Origin of the sequence: Microbacterium sp. NPDC058342 (assembly GCF_042723935.1) — a bacterium.
GTDB lineage: Bacteria > Actinomycetota > Actinomycetes > Actinomycetales > Microbacteriaceae > Microbacterium.
In genome coordinates, this window is sequence record NZ_JBHXID010000001.1 from 1,230,767 (window position 1) to 1,254,925 (window position 24,159).

Consider the following 24,159-nt stretch of genomic DNA (forward strand, 5'->3'; position numbering starts at 1 on the left):
GGCGGCACTCGGCGTTCGGAAGGCCCGTTCAGTCGAGCGTGAGCGCGGCCTTCAGCAGTTCGACCTGCTCGGTCGCGTGCACCTTCGACGAGCCCGTCGCGGGCGATGCCGCGGCGGGACGAGAGACGGCGCGGAACTGACGGTCGCCCGGGACGTCGGCGAACGCGAGCGCCAGGAACGGCCAGGCGCCCTGGTTCTCGGGCTCGTCCTGCATCCACACCAGCTCGGCGTTCGGATAGGAGTCCGTGATCTCCTTCAGGGCATCGATCGGCGTCGGGTAGAACTGCTCGAGCCGTACGAGCGCGATCTCGGGGTTCGGGTTCTTCTCCAGCTCGCTGCGCAGGTCCCAGTGGATCTTGCCGGCATGCACCAGCACGCGCTTGACGGCGCTGCGGTCGACACCGCGGTCGTCGTCGAGCACCGGCTCGAAGCGGCCCTGGGTGAAGTCCTCGACGGGGCTCGTCGCACCGCGCAGGCGCAGCATGGCCTTCGGGGTGAAGACGATGAGCGGCTTGCGGGGGCGTGCGTACGCCTGACGACGCAGCAGGTGGAAGTACGACGCCGGCGTCGACGGGCGCGCCACGGTCATGTTCTCCTGCGCGCACAGCTGAAGGAAGCGCTCCATGCGGGCCGAGGAGTGATCGGGGCCCTGGCCCTCGTAGCCGTGCGGCAGCAGCATGACGACACCGGACTGCTGACCCCACTTCTGCTCGGCGGCAGAGATGTACTCGTCGATCACCGACTGCGCTCCGTTGACGAAGTCGCCGAACTGCGCCTCCCAGAGCACGAGGGCCTCGGCGTTCTCGACCGAGTACCCGTACTCGAAGCCCAGCGCCGCGTACTCGCTCAGCAGGGAGTCGTACACGAAGAAGCGCCCCTGGCTCTCGGAGAGGTTGGCCAGCGGCAGCCACTCCTGCCCGTTCTGGCGATCGTGCAGCACCGCGTGACGCTGCACGAACGTGCCGCGGCGGGAGTCCTGACCGGCCAGGCGCACCGGGGTTCCCTCGACGAGCAGGGAGCCGAAGGCGAGAAGCTCACCGAAGCCCCAGTCGATGTTGCCGTTGCGGCTCATCTCGACGCGCTTGTCGAGCTGCTGCTGCAGCTTGGAGTGCACGGTGAAGCCGTCGGGCTTGTTCGCGTGCGCGTCGCCGAGTAGATGGATGACCTCGAGCGGGACGCCGGTGACCTCCGGTGAGCCGATCTGCGCGTCGACGGCGGGCAGATCGGGGGCGATGGGGGTCGCTCCGGTCTCGGCGGCGTGCGTCTCGGCGAAGGCGATCTCCAGACGGTTCTGGAAGTCGGCCTTGGCCTGCTCGTACTCCTCCTCGGTGATGTCGCCGCGTCCGACCAGGGCTTCGGTGTACAGCTTGCGCACCGAGCGCTTGGCCTGGATGAGGTCGGTCATCAGAGGCTGGGTCATGGACGGGTCGTCGCCCTCGTTGTGGCCACGGCGGCGGTAGCAGACCAGGTCGATCACGACATCGCGGTGGAAGCGCTCACGGTACTCGAACGCGACCTGCGCGACGTGGATGACGGACTCGGGGTCGTCGCCGTTCACGTGGAGGATCGGCGCCTGGATGGTCTTGGCGACATCCGTGGCGTAGACCGAGGTGCGCGAGTCGGTCGGCAGCGTCGTGAAGCCCACCTGGTTGTTCACCACGACGTGTACGGTTCCGCCGGTGCGGTAGCCGCGCAGCTGCGACATCTGCAGCGTCTCGACGACCACGCCCTGCCCGGCGAAGGCCGCGTCGCCGTGCACGAGGATCGGCAGCCAGGCGAAGGTGCCGATCGGCTTGCGGTCCTGCTTGGCGCGCACGATGCCCTCGAGCACGCCGTCGACGGTCTCCAGGTGCGAGGGGTTCGCCGCCAGGTACACCGGCAGCTCGGCGCCGTCCTCGGCGACGAAGGTGCCCTGCGTGCCGAGGTGGTACTTCACATCGCCCGAGCCGCGCTGGTTGCCGGGGGTCAGCGACCCCTCGAACTCGCGAAAGACCTGGCCGTAGGTCTTGCCCGCGATGTTGGTGAGCACGTTCAGGCGGCCACGGTGCGCCATGCCGATCGCGGCGCCGTCGAGGCCCGCGCCGGCCGCGCCCTGCAGGATCTCGTCGAGCAACGGGATCAGCGACTCACCACCCTCGAGCGAGAACCGCTTCTGACCGACGAACTTCGTCTGCAGGAAGGTCTCGAAGGCCTCGGCCTCGTTGAGCTTGCTCAGCACGCGCAGCTGCTCGTCATGACCCGGCTTGACGTACTTGACCTCGAGCTTCTCCTGGAACCACCGGCGCTGCTCGGGGTCCTGGATGTGCATGTACTCGATGCCCAGCGTGCGGCAGTACGAGTCGCGCAGCACGCCGAGGATGTCGCGCAGCTTCATCACGCGCTTGCCGCCGAAGCCGCCGGTGACGAAGTCGCGGTCGAGATCCCAGAACGTGAGCCCGTGGGTCTCGATCTCGAGGTCGGGGTGGGAGCGCTGCACGTACTCCAGCGGATCGATGTCCGCCATCAGGTGACCGCGCACGCGGTAGGAGTTGATGAGCTCCTGCACGCGCGACTGCTTGTCGACCCGCTCGGCGAGGTCGACGGCGATGTCCGCGTTCCAGCGGATCGGTGCGTACGGGATGCGCAGAGCGGCGAACACGTCGTCGTAGAAGCCGCGCTCGCCGATCAGCAGCTCGTGGACCTTCTTGAGGAACTCGCCCGAGCCGGCTCCCTGGATCACGCGGTGGTCGTAGGTGCTGGTCAGCGTGATCGTCTTGCCGATGCCGAGCTCGGTGAGCGTCTTCGCGCTCGACCCCTGGAACTCGGCCGGGTAGTCGAGCGCGCCCGCGCCGATGATGCAGCCCTGCCCCTTCATCAGGCGGGGGACCGAGTGCACGGTGCCGATGCCGCCGGGGTTCGTCAGAGAGACCGTGGTGCCGGCGAAGTCCGCCGCGGTCAGCTTGTTGCTGCGCGCGCGGGAGATCAGGTCCTCGTAGGCGGCGAGGTACTCGCTGAACGTCATGGTGTCGGCGCGCTTGATGCTCGGCACCAGCAGGGCACGGGTGCCGTCGGGCTTGGGGATGTCGACGGCGATGCCGAGGTTCACGTGAGCGGGCGCCACCACCGACGGCTTGCCGTCGACCTCGGCGTAGAACACGTTCTGACTCGGGAACTCCTTGAGCGTCTGGATCAGAGCCCAGCCGATCAGGTGGGTGAAGCTCACCTTGCCGCCTCGCGTGCGCGACATGTGGTTGTTGATGACGATGCGGTTGTCGATCATCAGCTTGGCCGGGATGGTGCGCACGCTGGTCGCGGTGGGCACGCTCAGCGACTGATCCATGTTCGCGGCGAGGGTCTTGGGCATGCCGCGCAGCGGCGTGACCTTCTCCTCGTCGGCGGGATCGGCAGCCTCCTTGGCCTGGGGCTTCGGAGCCTGCGCCGGGATGGGCGCCTCCTTGGCCGGCTTGGCGGTGGTGCGGGCGACGGGCTGCGCGCCGATCACGGGGATCGGGGCGGTCACGGGATGAGTCGTGGAAGAACCGGTCGTCTGCGCCGGCGAGGCCGGCTCGGCCGCATCCGGCGTGTAGTTCTCCAGGATCGGCCACCACTCCTTGTCGACGGAGTTGCGATCCTGTTTGAACTGCTCGTACAGCTCGTCCACGAGCCAGGAATTGGCTCCGAACCCCCCGTCGCCACCGACGCCGGTCACCTGGTTCGACACGCTCTATCGCCCTCTTCCATCGCTGAAGCTGTGGATGCGGCTCGACGATGAGTGCGCGTCGGGCCGCACATGTGTAACAGTCCTCAAGCCTAGTGCCAATGCGGCGGCGATCGCTCGAAGGGCCGAGCGTTTCCCGGACCCTCCGGAGTAGCGTGGCGGCATGAAGTTCTCCGGCGCGCGACCCACGGTGGATCTGACCTACTCCGACGTCTTCCTGGTGCCCCGGCGATCGGCCGTCGAGAGCCGTCTCGGAGTCGATCTCGCTCCGGAGGACGGCACCCCGGCGACCCTCCCTCTCGTCGCGTCGAACATGAACTCGGTGACCGGGCCCCGCCTCGCGGCGGCGCTCGCGCGCCGGGGCGGGCTCGGGGTGCTCCCGCAGGACCTTCCGCTGCAGCAGCTGGACGAGGCGATCCGGTGGGTCAAGGAACAGCCCGTGCGCTGGGACACGCCACTGGTGATGCCGCCGCAGGCGACGGCATCCGAGGCGCTCCGGCTGCTGCCGGCGACGGCCGGGCACGGGATCGTCGTCGCCGAACGGACGGACGACGGCGTCCCGCGCCGCGAGGACATCCGCGGCGTGCTGCCCGCCCCGCGGCTCGCGACGGCGCTCGCGGATGCCACGCTGGGCGATCTCGTCCACGCCGAGCCGCTCGCTCTCGCAGCCGAGGACGTCGGGGAGGGGCGGGCCGCCTTCGACACGCTCGACGCGCTCGACGCCGAGATCGTCCTCGTGCTGGACCGGGGCCGCCTCGTCGGAACCCTCACTCCGCGCTCCGCGCTGCGCTCGAGCCTCTACCGGCCCGCCGTCGACGCGTCAGGAAGGCTCGCGGTCGCGGCGGCCGTCGGCATCAACGGCGACGTGGAGGGCAAGGCCCGAGCCCTCGCCTCCGCCGGGGTGGACGTCCTGGTGGTCGACACCGCGCACGGTCACCAGGAGGGGATGCTGCGGGCGCTGCGCGCCGTCTCCTCGCTGGATCTCGGCATCCCCATCGCCGCGGGGAACATCGTGACCGCCGACGGCGTGCACGATCTCGTCCGCGCCGGCGCCTCGATCCTGAAGGTGGGAGTCGGCCCGGGAGCGATGTGCACCACCCGGATGATGACCGCGGTCGGCCGGCCGCAGTTCTCCGCCGTGCTCGAGACGGCCGAGGCGGCGCGCTCACTCGGCGCACACGTCTGGGCCGATGGGGGAGTGCGCTATCCGCGGGATGTGGCGCTCGCGCTCGCGGCGGGTGCGGCGTCGGTCATGATCGGCTCGTGGTTCGCCGGCACGATCGAGGCGCCCGGCGAACTGCGCCACGACGCGGAGGGTCGGGCGTTCAAGGAGTCCTGGGGGATGGCTTCGACCAAGGCGGTGCAGGCGCGGTTCGGCCGTCTGGACGCGTACGAGCGCGCACGCAGGGAGCTGTTCGCCGAGGGGATCTCGTCGTCCATGATCTACCTCGACCCGCTGCGGCCGGGCGTGGAGGACCTCGTCGACATGATCACCTCCGGCGTGCGCTCCTCGTTCACCTACGCCGGTGCGTCCACCGTGGCGGAGTTCCACGCCCGCGCACTGGTCGGCCTGCAGTCGGCATCCGGCTACGAGGAGGGCAAGGCGCTCCCGGTCAGCTGGTAGACGTTCTGCGGCGCGCGTCTCACATGCGGATTCTGTAAGATCGTGCGCACCATGGACGACCCTCCTTCTTGCAGTACATCGCCCCACCGCCCGCTTCTCGCCCTCTGCGAGGAGATCAGCTGATGGAATTCCTGCTGCTGGGCGTGGGGCTGCTGCTCATCGTGGGCACGGGGCTGTTCGTCGCCAGCGAGTTCGCGCTCGTCAACCTGGATCGCGCCGAGCTCGAAGCGCGTCAGGCGCGCGGCGAGACCCGTCTCTCCCTCACCATCCGGGCCCTCCGGATCACGTCCACCCACCTCTCCTCGGCACAGCTCGGCATCACCCTGACGACGCTGCTGACCGGATACACGATGGAGCCGGCGATCTCGACGCTGCTGGCGCCGCTGCTCGAGGTCTGGGGAGTTCCCGACGCCGTCGCGACTCCGGTCTCGGTGACCGTCGCGATGCTGATCGCCACGATCCTGTCGATGATCATCGGCGAGCTCGTGCCGAAGAACTTCGCCCTCGCGCTCCCTCTCGCGACGGCAAAGCTCGTGATCCCGTTCCAGACCGCGTTCACCGCGGTGTTCAAGCCGGCCGTGGTGCTGCTCAACGGCAGCGCCAACGGAGTGCTGCGGGCGATGGGCATCGAGCCCAAGGAGGAGCTGTCCGGGGCGCGCAGCGCAGAGGAGCTCTCCTCGCTCGTGCGCCGCTCCGCGAGTCAGGGCGTGCTCGAGAAGGACACCGCGACGCTGCTGGATCGAACGCTCACCTTCGCGCGGCTCACCGCCGACGACATCATGACCCCGCGACCGAGCATGCACGCCATCTCGGTGGGCGACTCCGCCGACGACGTGATCCGCCTGGCCCGCAGCACCGGTCACAGCCGCTTCCCGGTGTACGACGACGACTTCGACGACATCACCGGGGTCGTGCACGTCAAGGCGGCCGTGTCGGTGCCGCGCGAGAAGCGACGCGACGTGCCCGTCGGAGCGCTGAGCACCGAGCCGCTGCGCGTGCCCGAGACCGTGCACCTCGACGTGCTGGTCGCCGAGCTGCGCTCGAAGGGCTATCAGATGGCGATCGTCGTCGACGAGTACGGCGGCACCGCCGGCATCGTGACCCTGGAGGATCTCATCGAGGAGATCGTGGGCGAGGTGTTCGACGAGCACGACCGCTCCCGCGCGGGGATCGTGCGCCGCATCGGCTCGATCACCTTCCCCGGCGAGCTTCGCCCCGACGAGCTTCTGGCGCGTACCGGCATCGAGGTGCCGGAGGGCGATGTCTACGACACCGTCGGCGGCTACATGATGAGCCTGCTCGAGCGCGTGCCCGCGCTCGGCGACGAGGTGCGGGTCGAGACCGGCACCCTCGCCGTGGTGCGCATGGACGGCCGGCGCGTGGATCGCATCCGCTACACCGCTGATCCGGAGAGCGTCTCCGCTGACGAGAGCGAGGCAGGCCGATGAGCGACTGGATGGGTCTGGTCTGGCTGGTCGTGCTCCTGCTGGCCAACGCGTTCTTCGTCGGCGGGGAGTTCGCCGTGATCTCGGCGCGGCGCTCGCAGATCGAGCCGCTCGCCGAGCGCGGTTCGCGTGCTGCCAAGACGGCGCTCTACGCGATGGAGCATGCCACGCTCATGCTCGCGACATCGCAGCTGGGCATCACGATCTGCTCCCTGCTGATCCTGAACGTCTCAGAGCCGGCGATCCACCACCTGCTCGAGATCCCGATGCATGCGCTGGGCTGGGACGAGGCGCTCATCTCGGTGCTCGCCTTCGTGATCACGCTCTCGCTCGTCTCGTTCCTGCACGTCGTGTTCGGCGAGATGGTGCCCAAGAACCTCGCGTTCTCGATCCCGGATCGTGCGGTGCTGGTCCTCGCCCCGCCGCTCGTGTGGGTCTCGCGAATCTTCCGGCACGTCATCTGGGTGCTCAACGGCACCGCGAACGCCGTGCTGCGGCTGTTCCGCGTGGAGCCGAAGAACGAGGCGGCCTCGACGTTCACCATCGACGAGGTGGCCACGATCGTCGATCGCTCGCGCCGCGAGGGCGTGCTCGCGGATGCCTCGGGCGCGGTGGCCGCGGCGGTCGAGTTCACCGACAAGAAGGCCAGGGACGTCGCGGTGCCGCTCGCCGAGCTCGTCACGCTCCCGGTGGCATCCACGCCGGACGACGTGGAGAAGGCCGTCGCGAAGTACGGCTTCTCGCGGTACGTGATCGTCGACGGCGAGGACGTGCCGATCGGCTACGTGCACCTCAAGGACGTGCTCCGCGCATTCGAGGGTCCCGAGACCGACGCGAAGGTCGTCGACGAGCCGCTGCCCGCCAAGCGCATCCACCACATGGTGCCGGTGCAGGAGGAGACCGACCTGGAGGACGCGCTCGCGGCGATGCGCCGCGCCGGCCGCCATCTCGCGAAGGTGCGCGACGTCACGGGTGAGACCACGGCGGTGCTGTTCCTGGAGGACATCCTCGAGGAGCTGGTGGGCGAGGTGCAGGACGCCACGCGTCGCGGCCACGGTCGCTGACCGACCGCCGCCTGCGGGCCCCGGCTCAGCGCCAGCGGGCCCGCAGGTACTGCGGCGGCCAGGTCGCCTCGGCACCCAGCTCGTGGGCGGCCCGCAGGGCGAGGTGCGGATCGCGCAGCCACTCCCGTCCGGCGAAGACCGCGTCGGCCGCGCCCGAGGCCAGCACCTGCTCCGCCTGAGCGCCCGTGGTGATCAGCCCGACGGCGGCGGTGCGCACCCGCCCGCCGGCGCGGACGGTCTCGGCGAGCGGCACCTGGTAGCCCGGATGCACGTCGATGCGCTGATGCGCGACGAGCCCGCCGCTGGACACGTCTACCAGATCGGCGCCCGCGTCCACGGCCCACTGCCCGACCTGCGCCGCCTCATCGGGTGTGAAGCCTCCTTCGGCGTGATCGGTGGCGGAGATCCGCAGGAAGAGCGGGAGGTCCTCGCCGACCTCCTCCCGGACCGCCGCCAGCACCCGCAGCAGCAGCCGGGCGCGGCCGGCCAGCGCGCCGCCGTAGTCGTCCGTGCGCCGGTTGGACAGCGGCGAGAGGAACTGGTGCAGAAGGTAGCCGTGCGCTCCGTGCACCTCGAGGACGTCGAATCCGGCATCCACCGCTCTGCGGGCGGCCGTGACGAACCCGGCGACCACCCCGTCGATGCCGTCGGCGTCCAGCGCCACGGGTTCGGCGAACCCTTCGAAGGCGATCGCCGAGGGAGCGCTCGTGACCCAGCCGCCGCGGGAGGGCGCAATGGATCCGGCCTGCTCCGCCCACGGCCACCAGGTCGAGGCCTTGCGCCCGGCGTGCGCGAGCTGCACGCCGATCAGACCGCCTCTCTCGTGCACGTCGTCGACGATGGCCGACCAGGCGTCGCGCTGCTCGTCGGTCCACAGGCCCGTGTCACGCGGCGAGATGCGTCCCTCCGGGACCACCGCGGTCGCCTCGGCGAGGACCAGACCCGCCCCGCCCGAGGCGAACTGGGAGAGATGGCCGCGGTGCCAGGACTGCGCAACGCCGTCGACAGCGCTGTACATGCACATGGGCGAGACCCACAGGCGATTGCGGAACGTGCGACTGCGCAGGGTCAGCGGGGAGAAGAGGAGGCTCACACCTCGACGCTACCGTCTGCGTCGACGGCTGGGCGCGCTAGCGTGGAGGCATGATCCGCGAGTGGACACGCGCCGATACGAGAGGCGTGCTGCGCGTTCCCGTGGCGGACGACGACAAGTACTCCCGCGGGGTCGTGGCCCTGCGGACGGGATCGGCGGACTATCCCGGCGCTGCGGTGCTGGGCGTCGAGGCGGCGTGGCGCGCAGGTGCCGGGTACGTGCGGTACGTCGGCGGCGCCGCCGCGGCCGTGCTGGCACGCAGACCGGAGACCGTCGCCACCTCCGACACCGGCCGCACGCGCGTGGGCGCATGGGTGATCGGCTCGGGGATGGACGCCTCCCGCCGCGATCCCGGGGAGCTCGCCGCACTGCAGCACATCCTCGCGGGCTCGGCGCCCGTCGTCGTCGACGCCGGCGCGCTCGATCTGGCGCGCGAGGCGGACGCGCCGCTCGTCCTCACCCCGCACGCCGGGGAACTGCGCCGGCTGCGTGAACAGCTCGGACTCGAGGTGCGCGAGGATTCCCCCGAATCGGCGTCCGCCCGCGCCGAGGCCCGGATGGCCGAAGCCGTCGAGACGGCGCGGATGCTCGAGGCCGTCGTGCTGCTCAAGGGCGCGCGCACGCTGATCGCCGCACCCGACGGACAGGTGATCGAGGTTTCGGGTGCGCCCGCCTGGCTCGCGACCGCGGGCACCGGCGACGTGCTGGCGGGCATCGTGGGAACCCTGCTCGCATCCTCCCCGGAGCGTCCGCGCGTCGAGGTCGCGGCATCGGCGGCGTGGCTGCACGGACTCGCCGGCGCCATCGCTTCCGGCGCACGCGACGGCGCACCAGGGCATCCGATCGTCGCGATGGATGTCGCCGAGGCGCTGCCGGCCGCGATCGCGGAGCTGCTCTCATGACCGTGGCGCGAGTCGGATGACGCGGGCCACGACACGCTCCGCCGCGCTGTGGGGCGCGTTCCTCGCCGCTCACGCGCTCGTGGCGTGGCTCGGCTGGGTGCTGCCCGGTCAGCCGATGGGCGATGTCGTGCTGGTCTATCAGCCGTGGTCGTCGTCCGCCCTCGGAGGCGGGGCGATCGTCGGCATCACGCAGCCGTGGGTGTACCCGCAGCTCGCACTGGTGCCGATGCTGCTCGCGCAGGTGCTGGCCGTGCCGTTCATCGTCGCGCTGGGGCACGAGGGGGCCTATCTGATCGGGTGGGCGCTGCTGGTCACGGCGGCGGATCTGCTGGGCTTCGCAGCGCTCGTCGGGCGAGGGGCGACGCGCAGACGGCGCCTGGCCGCCTGGCTCTGGACTGCGGCGCTCGCGCTGCTCGGCCCCATCGCCCTGTACCGCATCGACGCGATCACGGTGCCGCTGGCTGTGGTGGGCGGGCTGTGGCTCGCGCGTCGGCCCGGTGCCGGAGCGGCGATGCTCACCCTCGCCGCGTGGGTGAAGATCTGGCCGGCGGCCATCGTCCTGGCAGCGGTGGCGGCCGGACGCCGTGCGTGGCGCATCGTGCTGGCCGCGGGCGTCGTCTCGATCGCGGTCGTCGTCGTCCTGCTGCTGCTCGGCGCGGGGGCGCACACTCTCGGGTTCCTGGGTCTGCAGACGGGCCGCGGCCTGCAGATCGAAGCGGTCGCCGCGACACCCTTCCTGTGGGCGGCGGCCGCCGGGGGCGCGCGCATCGAGTACAGCTTCGACATCCTGACCTTCCAGATCGCCGCGCCGGGGGCGGACGAGGTCTCGGCGGCGCTCACTCCCGTGATGATCCTCGTCACCGCGGGCATCCTGGTGCTGGGGGTGTGGCGTGCGCGCATCGGGGCCGAGTGGCGGCGGCTGCTGCCGGCGCTGGCGACGGCGCTGGTGGTGGGGCTGATCGTGACGAACAAGGTCGGCTCGCCGCAGTTCCAGACCTGGCTGATCGCACCGATGGTCGTCTGGATCGTGTTCGACCGCCGGCGTGCCCGGCCGGCCGCCCTCATGGTGCTCGCGCTGTGCGCGCTGACCTTCGCCGTGTACCCGCTCTGCTACGACCAGCTGCTCGCCGCGCAGCCGGTGGCCGTGCTCCTCGTCACGGCCCGCAATGCTCTGCTCGTCGTCCTGTTCGCTCATGCCGTCCGCGCCGTCCTGCGCGTGCCGGCGCCGTCCCCGCATTGACCCAGGAGGAAACCATGCTCGTCGCATTCTCTGTCGCCCCGTCCGGTGGATCAGGAGAGGACGGCTCGGTGCACGACGCGGTCGCCGCAGCCGTGCGGGTGGTGCGCGAATCCGGTCTCGCGCACCGCACCACCAGCATGTTCACCGAGATCGAGGGTTCCGACTGGGACAGCGTGATGGATGTCGTCAAGCGTGCCACCGAGGCGGTGATGCCGTTCGGCTCGCGGGTGTCCCTGGTGCTGAAGGCGGACATCCGGCCCGGGTACACCGGCGAGCTGGATGCCAAGATCGACCGGCTGGAAGCCGCGATCGATGCCTCACGGGCCGGCACCGGCGAGGGTGACCGGCCGGTCGGCGTCGAGGGCGAGGACCGCTAGATGGCGGGAGACGCCCCGATGCGCGTCGCCGGCACGGCCGTGGTGCTGCGCGACTCTGCATCCGGGGTCGAGGCGCTTCTGCTGCGGCGGCCGGCTTCGGGGTCCTTCCCGGGCGCGTGGGTGTTCCCGGGCGGCCGCGTCGACCCGGTCGATTCGCGGAACGCCCCGGACGAGGCGGAGGCGGCACGGCGCGCCGCCGTCCGTGAGACGCACGAGGAGGCGGGCATCCGCATCGGCGAGCTGGCGCTGCTGTCGAGATGGACCCCGCCGCCCGAGACGCCGGTGAAGTTCCGCACCTGGTTCTTCCTCGCGCGGGACCCGGGGGACGCGGTGGTCATCAACCCGGGTGAGATCGAGGAGGCCGCTTGGCTGACTATCGAGCGCATCTTCGACGGTCACGTCGGCGGCCTGATCACGCTCGTCCCGCCCACCTGGGTGACACTGCATGGACTGCGGGCAGCGCGCACCGTGGATGAGGCCTTCGACGCGCTCGGCGAGCCGGAGCACTTCGCGACCCGCGTGACGTCGGTCGACGGCGGATCGCTGGCGACCTGGGCCGGTGACGAGGAGTACCCGGATGCTCCGGGCGTGGCCGGCGCGCGTCACCGGCTGCTCATGGGCGCGCTGCCGTGGACGTACGAACGGCGCTGACCCTCTCGCCGCCCCCGCTGGCAGGAACGCCCGCGTGCGCGACTAGCATGGACCCGTGACTCCCTCGAACCTCTCGAGGGGGGCGGCGATGCGGGCGCTCCTCTCTCTCGCCGTCGGCAGCTTCGGCATCGGCATGACCGAATTCGTCATGATGGGCCTGCTTCCCGACATCGCCCGCGACCTGCTGCCCGCCCTCTGGGAGCAGAGCCGGGAGCAGGCGATCGGCCAGACCGGCGTGCTCGTGTCGATGTACGCCCTGGGCGTGGTCATCGGTGCGCCCACGATCGCCGGGGCCGTCGCACGCTATCCGCGGCACCGCGTGATGCTGGGCCTCGCGATCGCCCTCACCGTCTTCAACGCTCTCGCGGTGGTGCTGCCCAGCTTCGGACTCGTCGGCATGGCGCGCCTGCTCGCCGGGCTCCCGCACGGCGCCTACTTCGGTATCGGCGCGCTGGTCGCCGCGGACGTGCTCGGACCCGGCCGGCGCGCCCAGGGCGTGGCCTTCATCCTCACCGGCCTCACGATCGCCAACGTCGTCGGCGTTCCGGCGGGCACCTTCCTCGGCCAGCACTGGGGCTGGCGAACCGCGTTCCTCGCCGTCACGATCGTCTTCGCGCTCGCCGCGGTGTGCATCGCCCTGTTCGTGCCCGCTCACCCCGGAGACCCCGGGCGGACGCTGCGGTCCGAGCTCGGCGTGTTCCGCGTGCCGCAGGTCTGGCTGACTCTCGGCATCGGTGCGATCGGGTTCGGCGGCTTCTTCGCCGTCTACAGCTACATCGCGCCTCTGGTCACAGAGATCGCCGGAGCGCCGGACTGGGCGGTGCCGGTCACCCTGGTGCTCGTGGGCGTCGGCATGACCGCCGGCAACCTCGCCGGTGGCCACTTCGCAGACCGCGACCTGCGCGCGACGCTGCATGTCGGGCTGGCCGGGCTCGCGGCCGCGCTCGTGCTGCTCGCCCTGCTCTCCTGGTCGTACGTCGCCCTCGTGCTCCTCGCCGTGATCATCGGCGCGCTCTCGTCTCTGCTGAGCCCCGCCATCCAGACGCGCCTGATGGATGTCGCCGGCGACAACCAGTCGATCGCCGCGGCGCTGAACCATTCGGCCCTGAACGTCGGCAACAGCCTGGGCGCCTTCCTGGGCGGCGCCGCGATCGCGCTCGGCTTCGGGTTCACATCCCCCGAATGGGTGGGTGCCGCTCTCGCGCTGCTGGGCCTGGGGATCACCGTCCTCGCGTACCGGGCCGAGAGGCGCGCAGCGACGGCATCCGTCCCCGCCTGATCCGGCCGGTCCCGGACCCGCGGACCGCATTACGCCGATGACGCGGCGGCCGATCTGCGCAGGAATTGAACCGTCGACCGGTGTCAACCGTGTCCCTACTGTACGAGAAACGCTTACCCGAAGCGTTCATTCAGAATGCCTGTCATCAGGCTGGTGGGGAGAACCATGTCATCGCGTAGTGGCGAAGCCATACATTCATCACGATTGCATTCGTGGGTGCTGTCATTCCTGGGAGTCCTGGGGGTCGTCTTCGCGTCGTTGATCGCCGTTCCGGCGCACGCCGACGACGCCGCAGGGAACCCGATCGTCTTCGACACCGTCTCGTTCGAGAAGACGGAGTTCGAGGACGGAACCCGGCAGGAGGTGAGCGTCCAGTGGCACGTCGACGGCAATCCGACCGAAGCGCCGATATCGATCGAGCTGCCGCTGCCGTCATGGCTGCAGGGCGAGGCCGACTTCTTCACACTTCGCGGTGACGGAGGCGAGGACATCGGGTCCTGCACGATCACCGCGACCGCGGCGACGTGCGAGATCACCGATGACGCGTACGTCTCCGAGCGGCCGCTCGACTTCAGGGGGCATTTCTCCTTCTACCTCGTCTCGGAGCGCGGAAACACCGCGAGCGAGACCATCGACGAGACCATCGGCGGGCACGACTTCACATTCACGGTCGCCCCGCGCCAGGACAACGGCGGTGGAGTCTGCGACGACTGCGAGTACGTTCCCGCACAGCCGGAGAAGTTCGGACAGTACCTCCGTGCGACCGAGCCCGGTCAGGTCGACCGCATTCGCTGGGTCGTCCGCGTCGGCGATGTTCCGGCCGGCACCCAGCCCGGCGATCTCGCTGCGATGGGCGCGCCCATCGCAGAGGGCAGGGTCATCGAGGTGACCGACAGCGGCATCGACGACGGGATGACCGTCGTCTCCGTGCGTGTGATCGGTGCTGACACCGTGCGCAAGGGGCCCGATGGCAACGAGGTGCTGAACTTCGAAGACGTGCCGGAATCCGAGCTCGACTGGTCCGATGACTTCACGACGGTGTCGTGGACGGCGGCACCCGCCGAGAGCGGCGACCTCGGTCAGAACCCCGCCGGTGAGGATCTGCGTGGTCTGGGCGGGACTGTGTACGAGGTCGAGTGGACGGTCACCCTGGACGACGAGGGAGCAGCGGGCGCCTACTACAACACCGCCTCCTTCACCGTGGACGGGCGGTCCACCGGCAACATGTCCGCCGTCTCTCAGCGTGGCGGGGGAAGCGGTGGCGCCGTCGGTGTCAACGAGGGTCAGCTGCTCATCACCAAGACCGTCGAAGGCGACGCCTCTTTCGATCCGGCCCCCGAGTTCTCCGTGACGGTCGACGCCTACGACGCCGACGGAACGAAGTTCGACTCCGAGTCGGCGACGATCTCCGATGGGGAGTCCTTCCTCACCAAGACGTACCGCGTGGGTACGCGCCTCGTGGTCACCGAGACGGTTCCGGCGGCGCCGTCGAACATCGACTGGAGCGCCGCGATCGAGGACGAAGCCAGCGGTGGATCCTCGCAGGGCTTCTCCTACGAGGTCGTGCTGAGCCCGGAGAACCGCAACGTCGGCCGCGTCAGCACGATCGCGCTCACCAACACCGCGACCCTGCAGATGGGGGCGTTCTCGGCCACGAAGACCGTGGTCAACGACGACGGGCTGGCACTCGACGACGACGCGCGCTATCTGCTCGACTACGAGTGGGATGCGGACGCCTCGCGCGGCTTCGCCGCCGGGGCCGGAACGATCGAGCTCGTCGCGGACGGCGCACCCGTCGCGAGCGGGTCGATCCCGGTCGGAGCCGTCGTGCGCGTCTCCGAGCGTGCCTCTGCCTCGGTGGACGGTGGCCAGTGGCAGGCGCCGGTCATCACTCCCGCGGAGTTCACCGTGACGGCCGACACCGCCTCGCAGGTCACCGTCCGCGTCACGAACGAGCTGATCCGCGTGTACGGTGCTCTCTCGGTCGCGAAGACGTTGAGCGGCTCCGGCGCCGATCTGGTCGCGGATGACCAGGAGTTCACCGTGCACTACTCCTTCCCGGCCGTGAACGGTCACCCGGGCGGAAGCGGCGAGATCCAGGTGCAGGCCGACGGGACACCCGTCGTGGTGGGCGACCTTCCGTCCGGTGCGGTCGTGACGCTGACCGAGGATGCTCCGGCCGCAGTGGACGGTGCGCGCTGGACGGCAGCGGTCTTCAGCACGAGCGAGGTGACCATCGTGGGCGGCGAGATCGCCGCGGTGACGCTCGAGAACACGATCGACGAGTTGCCCGCCGAAGGCGGCGTGGACACGCCGGAGATCGTGCCCGGGCTCGCCGTCACCGGTGGTGCGCTCCTGCCCGGTGCGATGGCACTGGCCGCCCTGCTGGTCGGCGCCGGCGTGGTGCTGCTGGTGAGGAGGCGCCGCCAGGAGGCGTGACTCCCGCGCGACCTCTGCCCGCCCCTCCGCGATCGCCGAGGGGCGGGCAGAAGTCTGCAGCCGGCTGCAGTCGGATCGTGCGGCGGCTCAGCTGCCGAGCAGCCGCCGCAGATGCATCCCGACCTGATCGGTCTCGATGAGGAAGCCGTCGTGGCCGAAGTCGCTCGTCAGCACGATCGCCTCATCATCGATGAGATTCGGCAGGCTTCGCGCGATGCGCTGCTGGCCGTCGACGGGAAAGAGCCGGTCGCTGTCGATGCCGATCACGAGGCTCCTGGCCGTGACGGTGTGCAGCGCCTCCTCGACACCGCCGCGGTCGCGCCCGACATCGTGGGAGTTCATGGCCTCGACGACCGTGAGGTAGCTGTTCGCGTCGAAGCGGCGGGTGAACTTGTTGCCGTGGAAATCGAGATACGACTCCACGGCGAACCGGCCGCCGCGGCCGAGAGGTGACACTCCCGACTGCCAGGAGCGCTGGAAGCGCTGGTTGAGCTCGATCGGGCTGCGATAGTTGAGCAGCGCCATGCGACGCGCGAGGGCGAGGCCGCGGTGCGGTCCCTCACCCAGCGCGGCATCGTAGTACTCGCCTCCCGCGAATCGCGGATCCATGCGCACCGTCTCCAGTTGCACGAAGTTCAGCGCCAGCTGGTCGGCTGTGGTGACGGGGGGAGAGGACAGCACCGCGAGCCGCTCGACGCGCTCAGGCCGCATGATCGCCCACTCCAGAGCATGCATCCCGCCCATCGATCCGCCGATCACCGCGGCCCAGCGGTCGATGCCCAGCTCGTCCGCGAGGCGGATCTGGGCGCCGACCTGATCGCGGATGGTGAGGTACGGGAAGCGGGATGCCCACTCGCGCCCGTCGGGCGCGACGCTCGCCGGCCCGGTCGAGCCCTGGCATCCGCCGAGCATGTTGGGGGCGATCACGAACCAGCGGTCGGTGTCGATCGCCGCGCCGGAGCCCACGATCGACTCCCACCACCCCGCGGTCGGATGCCCGGCTCCTGCCGCACCGCGCACATGGCTGTCACCGGTGAGCGCGTGCAGGATCAGCACCGCGTTGTCGCGCGCCTCGTTCAGCTCGCCCCAGGACTCCCACGCCAGGCGTGCGGCCGGAAGCAGGTCGCCGTTCTCCGTGTGCACGTCCCCGAGGAGCGTGAACCGCCGGTCGCCGGCGGGGTCGCCGTCACGCCAGGCGCCGGTGACCGGAGGGCGCGCCCGCAGCAGACGCTGGTCCGCTTCGGTCACGAGCGCCGAAGGCACCGTGTCCTCAGAGGTCGTCTGCCAGTCCATGCCTCCCATTCTCCGGGCTCGGCGCCGTCGCCGCCCGCAGGTTACGCGAACCGTTCGGACGAATCCGGTTGCTGTGCGTCGTCGCGCCCCCTGACAGCATCCGCGCCCCCTCTCAGAAGCGTCACTGAGAGGGGGCGCGGATGGCCGGAGGGGGCGCCGATCTCCGGCGCGGCGCGCGATTGCGCGAAGGGTCAGGCGCGAGCGGCCTCGGCGACGCGACGTGCGGCGGACAGGGCGCTCTCGAGGTCGGCCTTGAGGTCGTCGACGTTCTCCAGGCCCACCGAGAGGCGCACCAGGCCCGGGGTCACGCCGGCGGTGAGCTGCTGCTCGGGGGAGAGCTGCGAGTGGGTCGTCGACGCGGGGTGGATGACGAGCGAGCGCACGTCGCCGATGTTGGCGAGGTGGCTGAACAGGCTGAGGCTGTTGACGAACTCGCGGCCGGCCTCGACGCCGCCCTTCAGCTCGAACGACAGCACGGCGCCGACGCCCTTCGGGGCGTACTCGTTGGCCTTGGCGTACCACGGCGACGAGGGCAGACCCGAGTAGTTCACCGAGGCGACGTCGTCGTGGTTCTCGAGCCACTCCGCGATCTCCTGGGCGTTCTGCACGTGGCGCTCGATGCGCAGCGACAGGGTCTCGACGCCCTGGATGAGGTTCCAGGCGCTCTGCGGCGCGATGGCGGAGCCGAGGTCGCGCAGCAGCTGCACGCGCGCCTTGATGATGTACGCCAGGCCGTCGCCGACGGCGGTGGTGTAGCTGGCGCCGTGGTAGGAGGGATCCGGCTCGGTCAGCCCGGGGAACTTGTCGACGTTCTTCGACCACTCGAAGGAACCGCCGTCGATGATGACGCCGCCGATGGTGGTGCCGTGGCCGCCCAGGAACTTGGTGACGGAGTGGATGACGATGTCGGCGCCGTGCTCGAACGGACGGATCAGGTACGGCGTGGCGATCGTGTTGTCGACGATCAGCGGCACGCGGTTCTCGTGAGCGATGTCGGCGATGGTGCGGATGTCGAGCACGTTGATCTTCGGGTTGCCGATGGTCTCGGCGAAGAAGAGCTTGGTGTTCGGGCGGACCGCGGCACGCCACTCGTCGGGGTCGTCCTGGTTCTCGACGAAGGTGACCTCGACCCCGAGCTTGGCCAGCGTGTACTTGAAGAGGTTGTAGGTGCCGCCGTAGATCGAGCTCGACGCGACGAAGTGGTCACCGGCCTGCGCGATGTTCAGGATGGCGAACGTGGAGGCGGCCTGGCCGCTGGAGAGCACCAGGGCGCCGGTGCCGCCCTCGAGTGCGGCGAGGCGCTGCTCGAGCACGTCCTGCGTGGGGTTCTGGATTCGGGTGTAGATGTTGCCGAATTCGGCGAGCGCGAAGAGGTTCGCGGCGTGGTCGGCGTTGTCGAACACGTAGGAGGTGGTCTGGTAGATCGGCGTGGCGCGCGACTTGGTGACCGGGTCGGGCGCGGCGCCCGAGTGGATCTGCTTGGTCTCGAAGCGCCAGTTCTCGGGTGCGGACATGATGTTCTCCCAGGGTGAGTGGTGGTCGTTCGGCAGTGTGCCTGCAAGCGAGAGTACGGAGCGGCACCGGGTGCGACAAGCGCGGGGAAATGTTACGTAACACGCGCTTCCGGGTTCTCGGCCGGAAAAGTCGTACGGTGGAGGCATGGTGAACAGACGTGCCGTGGTGACGGGGGCGAGTACCGGGATCGGTGAGGCGACCGTGCGCGCGCTGCGCGCGCAGGGCTGGGAGGTCGTCGGGGTCGCCAGGCGCGAGGAGCGCCTGCGGACGCTCGTCGCCGAGACCGGCGCGCAGGCGATCGCCTGCGACCTGACGGATGCGGATGCCGTGGCCGCCCTGATCGAGGAGCTGGAGCGCACCGGCCCTGTGCACGCACTGGTGCAGGTCGCCGGCGGCGCGCGCGGTACCGACAGCGTCGAGGACGGCTCGGTCGAGGACTGGCAGTGGATGTACGACGCGAACGTGCTCTCCACGCAGCGGCTGGTGGCGGGCATCCTTCCGCTGCTGCGCACCGCGGCGGGTGAGAGCGGCCACGCCGATGCCGTGTTCGTGACCTCGACCGCCGCGCAGACGGCGTATCCGGGCGGGGCGGGCTACAACGCGGCCAAGGCGGCTGAGGCGATGCTCGTCAAGGTGCTGCGACAGGAGCTCAACGGCGAGCCGATCCGCGTCGTGGAAATCGCTCCCGGGATGGTGCACACCGAGGAGTTCACGCTCAACAGGCTCGGTGGCGACCGTGTGGCGGCCGAGGCCGTGTACGCGGGCGTGGAGGAGCCGCTGCTGGCCGAGGACGTGGCCGACGTGATCGCCTACGCGCTGAACGCGCCACGCCGCGTGAACCTCGACCATGTGACCATGCGTCCGGTCGCGCAGTCCGCGCAGCACCTGCTGGCCCGCGGGCCGCTGCACGTGCGCACGGACGTCGACTGATGCCGCAGAGCCTGGCCCAGCTGGCGGAAGCGGGGCGGATCGATCCGGGCTGGGCGGCCGCGCTCGAACCCGTGCAGCCGCTGATCTCCGAGCTGGGGGCGCGCCTGCGCGCCGAGCAGGCCGAAGGCCGCGGCTATCTTCCCTCGGGGGCGAACGTGCTGCGGGCGTTCCAGCGTCCTCTGGACGACGTGCGCGTGCTCATCACCGGGCAGGACCCGTATCCGACACCCGGGCATCCGATCGGGCTCTCCTTCGCGGTCGAGGAGGATGTGCGGCCCCTGCCCCGCAGCCTCGGGAACATCTACAAGGAGCGTCACGCCGACCTCGGCATCCCGCCTGCCCCGCACGGCGACCTGACCGCCTGGAGCGATCAGGGCGTCCTGCTGCTCAACAGAGTCCTGACGGTGCGTCCGGGCACACCCGCTTCGCACCGCGGCTGGGGATGGGAGGCCGTCACCGAGCTGGCGATCCGCACTCTCGTCGCCCGAGAGAGGCCGCTCATCGCGATTCTCTGGGGTGCGGATGCCCGCGGGCTCAAGCCCCTTCTCGGCGAGACGCCGCTGATCGAGTCGGCGCACCCCTCGCCGCTCTCGGCCAGCCGGGGGTTCTTCGGCTCGCGGCCGTTCTCACGGGCGAACGCGCTGCTCGAGTCGATGGGCGCGACGCCCGTCGACTGGCGCGTGGGCGGTGAGGCGTGAGCGCGGTGCGCATCCGCAGCGTGCTCGAGACCGACCTGCCCGCGATCCGCGACATCTACAACCATTACGTCCGCACCTCGACGGTCACGTACGACGAGGTCGAGTCGACCGAGCAGGCGTGGGCGGACAAGGCGGCCCGGATCGCCGCCGCCGGCATCCCCTTCCTCGTCGCCGAGACGGAGGGCGGGGAGCTGCTGGGATACGCCCTCGGTCAGCCGTGGTCGCCGAAGTCCGCTTACCGCTTCACCGTCGAGAACTCCATCTACCTCGCGCCTTCCGCGGCCGGCCGCGGCATCGGCCGGGCGCTGCTGGCCGAGTTCCTGGACGCCTGCCGCGCCGCCGGGCTGCGCCAGATCATCGCGGTGATCGCCGACCACGGTGCGGAGGCATCGATCTCGCTGCACCGCAGGGCGGGATTCGCGGATGCCGGCCGTCTCGTCGAGGTGGGCGAGAAGTTCGGCGAGCGGCTCGGGGTGCTCTTCCTGCAGAAGTCGCTCTGAGCCTCACGGCTGCGAGTCGGGGATCACCGGTATCGCCGCGAGCAGGGCGCGGGTGTAGTCCTCGGACGGATGCCGCAGCACGGCATCCGTCGGTCCGCGCTCCACGATCCGGCCGTCCTTCATGACGGCGACCGTGTCGGCGAGATGCTGCACCACCCCGATGTCGTGCGACACCAGGATGAGCGTCATGCCCTCCTCCCGGCGCAGCCGATCGAAGAGCGCGAGGATCTGCGCGCGCACGGTGACATCCAGCGCGGAGAGCGGCTCGTCGCCGACGAGGATGCGCGGACGGTGGGCGATCGCCCGGGCGAGGGCGATGCGCTGTCGCTGCCCGCCGGAGAACTCGTGGGGGTGCCGGTCGGCCATCTCGGTGTCGAGCCCGACCTGCGCCAGCACCTCGTGCACCCTCGCGCGATGATCTCCCGGAACGTCGAGCGCCCAGAGCGGCTCCGCGATGATCCTGCCCACGGTCAGACGCGGATCCAGCGACGCGTACGGGTCCTGGAAGACGAGGCCGGTCTGCCGACGCAGCCAGTGCAGCGATCGGGCGGACGCCGTGGCATCCACCTCCCGGCCGTCGACGTGCACTCGACCGGCCGTGGGCCGGTCGAGCCCGAGCAGCAGGCGCACGAGCGTCGACTTGCCGGAGCCCGATTCGCCGATGAGGCCGAGCGATTCGCCCGCGTCGATGCGGAGGTCGGTCGGATGCAGCGCGGTGCCGGTGCGGCGGCGCTCGAACATCGTGCGACGCGGTACCGGGAACACGCGGCTCAGCCCCTCGGCCGAGATGAGGGTCACGGCGCACCTCCGGCCGGGTCGTCGCGGTGCCACAGAGTCGCTCTCGCATCACGGAGGAGCGCCCGGGTGACGGGGGAGACCGGTGCGCTGAGCAGGGTCGCGACGGGACCCTGCTCAGCGACCCGTCCGTCCTCCAGGACGACGGCGTGCGTCGCGACCTGCGAGAGCACCGCCAGGTCGTGCGTGATGAAGACGAGCGACATGCGGTGCTCCTCGACGAGCGCGAGCAGCAGTCTGAGGATCTCCGCCTGAATGGTCACATCGAGCGCGGTGGTCGGCTCATCGGCGATCAGGAGCCTCGGGCGGCAGGCGAGAGCCATCGCGATGGCCGCTCTCTGGCGCTGTCCGCCGGAGAGCTGATGCGGATAGCGGTCGACGATCGAGGCGGGCTCGGGCAGGCGCACGCGGGCGGCTTCCGCGATCGCGCGCTCGCGCGCCTCGCGACGGCCGACACCCTCGTGGATCCGCACGGATTCGGCGATCTGCCTGCCCACCGTGCGGATCGGGTTCAGCGCGGTGCGCGGCTCCTGGAACACCATGCCGATCTGATCTCCGCGCAACCGCGCCAGCTCGCGGTCGGGCATCCCGATCAGCTCCACGCCGTCCCACCGGATGCTGCCGCTCGCCGTCGCCCCCTCCGGCAGCAGGCCCAGTACAGCCAGGGCCGTGAGCGACTTGCCGGAGCCGGATTCGCCGATCAGGCCGAAGCGCTGACCGTCTTCCACGCGGAAGGACACCCCGTCGACGACGCGGCGTCCGTCGATGCGGATGACGAGATCGGTCACCTCGAGGCTCACGCGACCACCTCCGGTACGTGCACCTGCGCTCGCCGGTGCGACAGGGTCGGATCGGTCGCCTCTCGCAGCGCGTCTCCGAGCAGATTCAGCCCGAGCACGGTGAGCGTGATCGCCAGACCCGGCCACACGACCGTGAGCGGGTGCACGCCGATGTAGCGCTGCAGGTCGGCCAGCAGCGTCCCCCAGGACGCTTCTGTGAGGGACGCGCCGAAGCCCAGGTAGGACAGCCCCGCCTCGGCGAGCACGGCGACGGCCATCGACCATGACAGCTGGACGATGAAGACGGGCGCGACGTTGGGCAGCAGATGCCGCAGAAGGTTCTGGCCGGCGGTCAGACCGCTCGCGCGCCCGGCGAGCACGAAGTCGCTCTGCTGCACCCGCCGGAGTTCCGGACGGGTCACCCGGGCGATGCTGACACCGAAGCCGATGCCGACCGAGAAGACCACCACCCACAGCGAGCCGCCCCAGACGGCCGAGATCATCATCGCGATCATCAGCACGGGGAACGCGATGAGGATGTCCACGAGCACGGCCACGCTCTCGCGCACCCACCGCGGCGACAGAGCGCCGAGCGCAGCAAGCGCGATCCCCACGACGGTCGCGACGGCCCCCGCGCCCACGGCGACGAACAGAGTCGTGCGCGCCCCGGCCATCACGAGACTGAGGACGTCGCGACCCGTGCCGTCGGTGCCCAGCAGGTGCGGCCAGCCCGGGGGCGCCCAGCGGCCGCGTACATCCGAGAGCATCGGATCGAACGGCGTCCACACCAGCGACACGGCGGCGACGGCGGCGATGACGAGCACGACGATCGCCCCGAACTGGCCGGTGCCGGACGAGAAGAGGGCGCGCAGCCAGTGCGGCATCAGTCGGCCTCCGCTCGCTGACGCGGGTCGACCGCGTGATGCACGAGGTCGACCACGAAACCGACGACCAGCACGAACCCGGTGAGCACCAGAAGCTCGCTCTGCACTTTGACCAGGTCGCGTGTGCCGACGTCGGTGACGAGCATCCGTCCGATCCCCGGCAGGGTGAACAGCTGCTCGATCACGACCGATCCGACGATGATGCCGGCGATCTGCAGTCCGAGCACGGTCACGATCGACAGCCCGACGGCGGGGATGCCGTGTCGCACCAGCGCCTGGCGGCGGGTGAGGCCCTTGGCGGCGGCCGTGCGGACGAAGTCCTGGGATGCGGCCTGCAGTGTCGCGCTGCGCACGAAGCGCATGAGCATGGCGCCCTCGACGATGCCGATCGTGAGCGCGGGCAGGAGCAGCGCCTCGAGCGCCTTGCCGGGTTCGGACCAGCCGGCGCGGGGGAACCCCTGCGCCGGCAACCAGCCCAGCACGTGAGCGAAGACCACCACGAGCATCATGCCCGCCCAGATCACGGGGACGGCGGCCACGGCCTGCGCTCCCACGCTCATGGCGGTCCCGACCGCGCGCCCGCGCAGCAGCGCGGAGAGGATCCCGAACGGCAGCGCGATGAGCAGCGCGACGGTGAGGGCCAGGATGCCGAGCGGCACCGTGACGCGCGCCTTCTCGGCGAGCTCGGCGCCCACCGATGCCCCGCTGAGCTGCGACGTGCCGAGGTCCCCGCGCAGGATGCCGCCGATCCAGTCGGAGTACTGCGCGAGGATCGGCCGGTTCAGACCCAGGGATTCGCGCAGCGCGGCGACGGTCTCGGGGCTCGCCTGCGTACCGGCGATGAGCTGGGCGACGTCGCCGGGGAAGACGCGCAGGGTGAGGAAGATGATCGCGCTCGACACGAGGAGTCCTGCGACGAGCAGGACCCCCCGTGTGAGCGCGTAGCGGAGCACG

General features: G+C 70.5%; 20 protein-coding genes. 12 read left to right on the forward strand and 8 right to left on the reverse strand.

The genetic code is table 11. The annotated features are described in order from the left end of the window. Positions 1–28 precede the first annotated feature (28 nt). Positions 29–3,700, reverse strand: coding sequence for a multifunctional oxoglutarate decarboxylase/oxoglutarate dehydrogenase thiamine pyrophosphate-binding subunit/dihydrolipoyllysine-residue succinyltransferase subunit (locus ACFWHT_RS05555; protein WP_378826232.1), 3,672 nt, complete (start codon positions 3,698–3,700; stop codon positions 29–31). Positions 3,701–3,860: 160 nt separating this feature from the next. Here ACFWHT_RS05555 and ACFWHT_RS05560 point away from each other — a divergent pair, with 160 nt between their 5' ends. The 3 genes from ACFWHT_RS05560 to ACFWHT_RS05570 all read left to right on the forward strand — a co-directional run bounded on the left by ACFWHT_RS05560 (position 3,861) and on the right by ACFWHT_RS05570 (position 7,830). Then, the gene (locus ACFWHT_RS05560; RefSeq protein WP_378826234.1) at positions 3,861–5,321 is read left to right on the forward strand and encodes a GuaB1 family IMP dehydrogenase-related protein; all 1,461 of its coding nucleotides are present in this window, start codon (positions 3,861–3,863) and stop codon (positions 5,319–5,321) included. Positions 5,322–5,443: 122 nt separating this feature from the next. Then, positions 5,444–6,769: a hemolysin family protein gene (locus ACFWHT_RS05565; protein WP_378826236.1), complete on the forward strand. Its 1,326-nt coding sequence runs from the start codon at positions 5,444–5,446 to the stop codon at positions 6,767–6,769. Continuing rightward, entirely contained in the window at positions 6,766–7,830 is a 1,065-nt protein-coding gene (locus tag ACFWHT_RS05570) for a hemolysin family protein (RefSeq protein ID WP_378826238.1), read from the forward strand. The genes ACFWHT_RS05565 and ACFWHT_RS05570 overlap by 4 nt, the downstream gene beginning before the upstream one ends. A gap of 25 nt (positions 7,831–7,855) precedes the next feature. On the opposite strand, the gene ACFWHT_RS05575 is transcribed toward ACFWHT_RS05570, so the two are convergent. Beyond that, positions 7,856–8,923 carry an NADH:flavin oxidoreductase/NADH oxidase gene (locus ACFWHT_RS05575; protein WP_378826240.1) on the reverse strand — a complete coding sequence of 356 codons (1,068 nt, stop codon included), beginning with the start codon at positions 8,921–8,923 and terminating at the stop codon, positions 7,856–7,858. A 50-nt stretch (positions 8,924–8,973) separates the two neighbouring features. On the opposite strand from ACFWHT_RS05575, the gene ACFWHT_RS05580 reads away from it, so the two are divergent. From ACFWHT_RS05580 to ACFWHT_RS05605, 6 genes are all read left to right on the forward strand, one after another. Beyond that, positions 8,974–9,825, forward strand: coding sequence for an NAD(P)H-hydrate dehydratase (locus ACFWHT_RS05580; protein WP_378826241.1), 852 nt, complete (start codon positions 8,974–8,976; stop codon positions 9,823–9,825). Between the two features lie 16 nt (positions 9,826–9,841). After that, positions 9,842–11,065: a hypothetical protein gene (locus ACFWHT_RS05585; protein WP_378826243.1), complete on the forward strand. Its 1,224-nt coding sequence runs from the start codon at positions 9,842–9,844 to the stop codon at positions 11,063–11,065. A gap of 14 nt (positions 11,066–11,079) precedes the next feature. Next, complete coding sequence (locus tag ACFWHT_RS05590; protein ID WP_378826246.1) at positions 11,080–11,442, forward strand: MTH1187 family thiamine-binding protein; 363 nt, start codon at positions 11,080–11,082, stop codon at positions 11,440–11,442. Next, a complete protein-coding gene (locus tag ACFWHT_RS05595; protein WP_378826248.1) occupies positions 11,443–12,093 on the forward strand; it encodes an NUDIX domain-containing protein in 651 nt (216 codons plus the stop codon). A gap of 55 nt (positions 12,094–12,148) precedes the next feature. Beyond that, positions 12,149–13,372 carry an MFS transporter gene (locus ACFWHT_RS05600; RefSeq protein WP_378826250.1) on the forward strand — a complete coding sequence of 408 codons (1,224 nt, stop codon included), beginning with the start codon at positions 12,149–12,151 and terminating at the stop codon, positions 13,370–13,372. A gap of 216 nt (positions 13,373–13,588) precedes the next feature. Continuing rightward, entirely contained in the window at positions 13,589–15,811 is a 2,223-nt protein-coding gene (locus ACFWHT_RS05605; protein ID WP_378826252.1) for a DUF5979 domain-containing protein, read from the forward strand. 87 nt (positions 15,812–15,898) lie between these two features. Here the strand turns inward: ACFWHT_RS05605 and ACFWHT_RS05610 are convergent, their stop codons facing one another. Continuing rightward, positions 15,899–17,104: a homoserine O-acetyltransferase gene (locus tag ACFWHT_RS05610; RefSeq protein WP_378826254.1), complete on the reverse strand. Its 1,206-nt coding sequence runs from the start codon at positions 17,102–17,104 to the stop codon at positions 15,899–15,901. A gap of 191 nt (positions 17,105–17,295) precedes the next feature. Next, positions 17,296–18,618: a bifunctional o-acetylhomoserine/o-acetylserine sulfhydrylase gene (locus ACFWHT_RS05615; RefSeq protein WP_378826255.1), complete on the reverse strand. Its 1,323-nt coding sequence runs from the start codon at positions 18,616–18,618 to the stop codon at positions 17,296–17,298. A 145-nt stretch (positions 18,619–18,763) separates the two neighbouring features. Between ACFWHT_RS05615 and ACFWHT_RS05620 the strand changes: the two genes are divergently transcribed. The 3 genes from ACFWHT_RS05620 to ACFWHT_RS05630 are packed head-to-tail and all read left to right on the forward strand — an operon-like array spanning position 18,764 to position 20,747. After that, a complete protein-coding gene (locus ACFWHT_RS05620; protein ID WP_378826257.1) occupies positions 18,764–19,549 on the forward strand; it encodes an SDR family oxidoreductase in 786 nt (261 codons plus the stop codon). After that, positions 19,549–20,247 carry a uracil-DNA glycosylase gene (locus ACFWHT_RS05625; RefSeq protein ID WP_378826260.1) on the forward strand — a complete coding sequence of 233 codons (699 nt, stop codon included), beginning with the start codon at positions 19,549–19,551 and terminating at the stop codon, positions 20,245–20,247. The genes ACFWHT_RS05620 and ACFWHT_RS05625 overlap by 1 nt, the downstream gene beginning before the upstream one ends. Next, on the forward strand, positions 20,244–20,747 hold the full coding sequence (locus ACFWHT_RS05630; protein ID WP_378826263.1) for a GNAT family N-acetyltransferase: 504 nt from the start codon (positions 20,244–20,246) through the stop codon (positions 20,745–20,747). The genes ACFWHT_RS05625 and ACFWHT_RS05630 overlap by 4 nt, the downstream gene beginning before the upstream one ends. Before the next feature lie 3 nt (positions 20,748–20,750). On the opposite strand, the gene ACFWHT_RS05635 is transcribed toward ACFWHT_RS05630, so the two are convergent. Genes ACFWHT_RS05635 through ACFWHT_RS05650 form a run of 4 tightly spaced genes read right to left on the reverse strand, consistent with a single transcriptional unit; the run spans position 20,751 to position 24,158 of the window. Continuing rightward, complete coding sequence (locus tag ACFWHT_RS05635; protein WP_378827918.1) at positions 20,751–21,488, reverse strand: ABC transporter ATP-binding protein; 738 nt, start codon at positions 21,486–21,488, stop codon at positions 20,751–20,753. Between the two features lie 53 nt (positions 21,489–21,541). Further along, positions 21,542–22,342, reverse strand: coding sequence for an ATP-binding cassette domain-containing protein (locus tag ACFWHT_RS05640; protein ID WP_378826265.1), 801 nt, complete (start codon positions 22,340–22,342; stop codon positions 21,542–21,544). Next, positions 22,339–23,205 carry an ABC transporter permease gene (locus ACFWHT_RS05645; protein ID WP_378826268.1) on the reverse strand — a complete coding sequence of 289 codons (867 nt, stop codon included), beginning with the start codon at positions 23,203–23,205 and terminating at the stop codon, positions 22,339–22,341. Before ACFWHT_RS05645 ends, ACFWHT_RS05640 begins: the two co-directional genes overlap by 4 nt. Further along, on the reverse strand, positions 23,205–24,158 hold the full coding sequence (locus tag ACFWHT_RS05650; RefSeq protein ID WP_378826270.1) for an ABC transporter permease: 954 nt from the start codon (positions 24,156–24,158) through the stop codon (positions 23,205–23,207). Before ACFWHT_RS05650 ends, ACFWHT_RS05645 begins: the two co-directional genes overlap by 1 nt. Position 24,159: the final 1 nt, after the last annotated feature.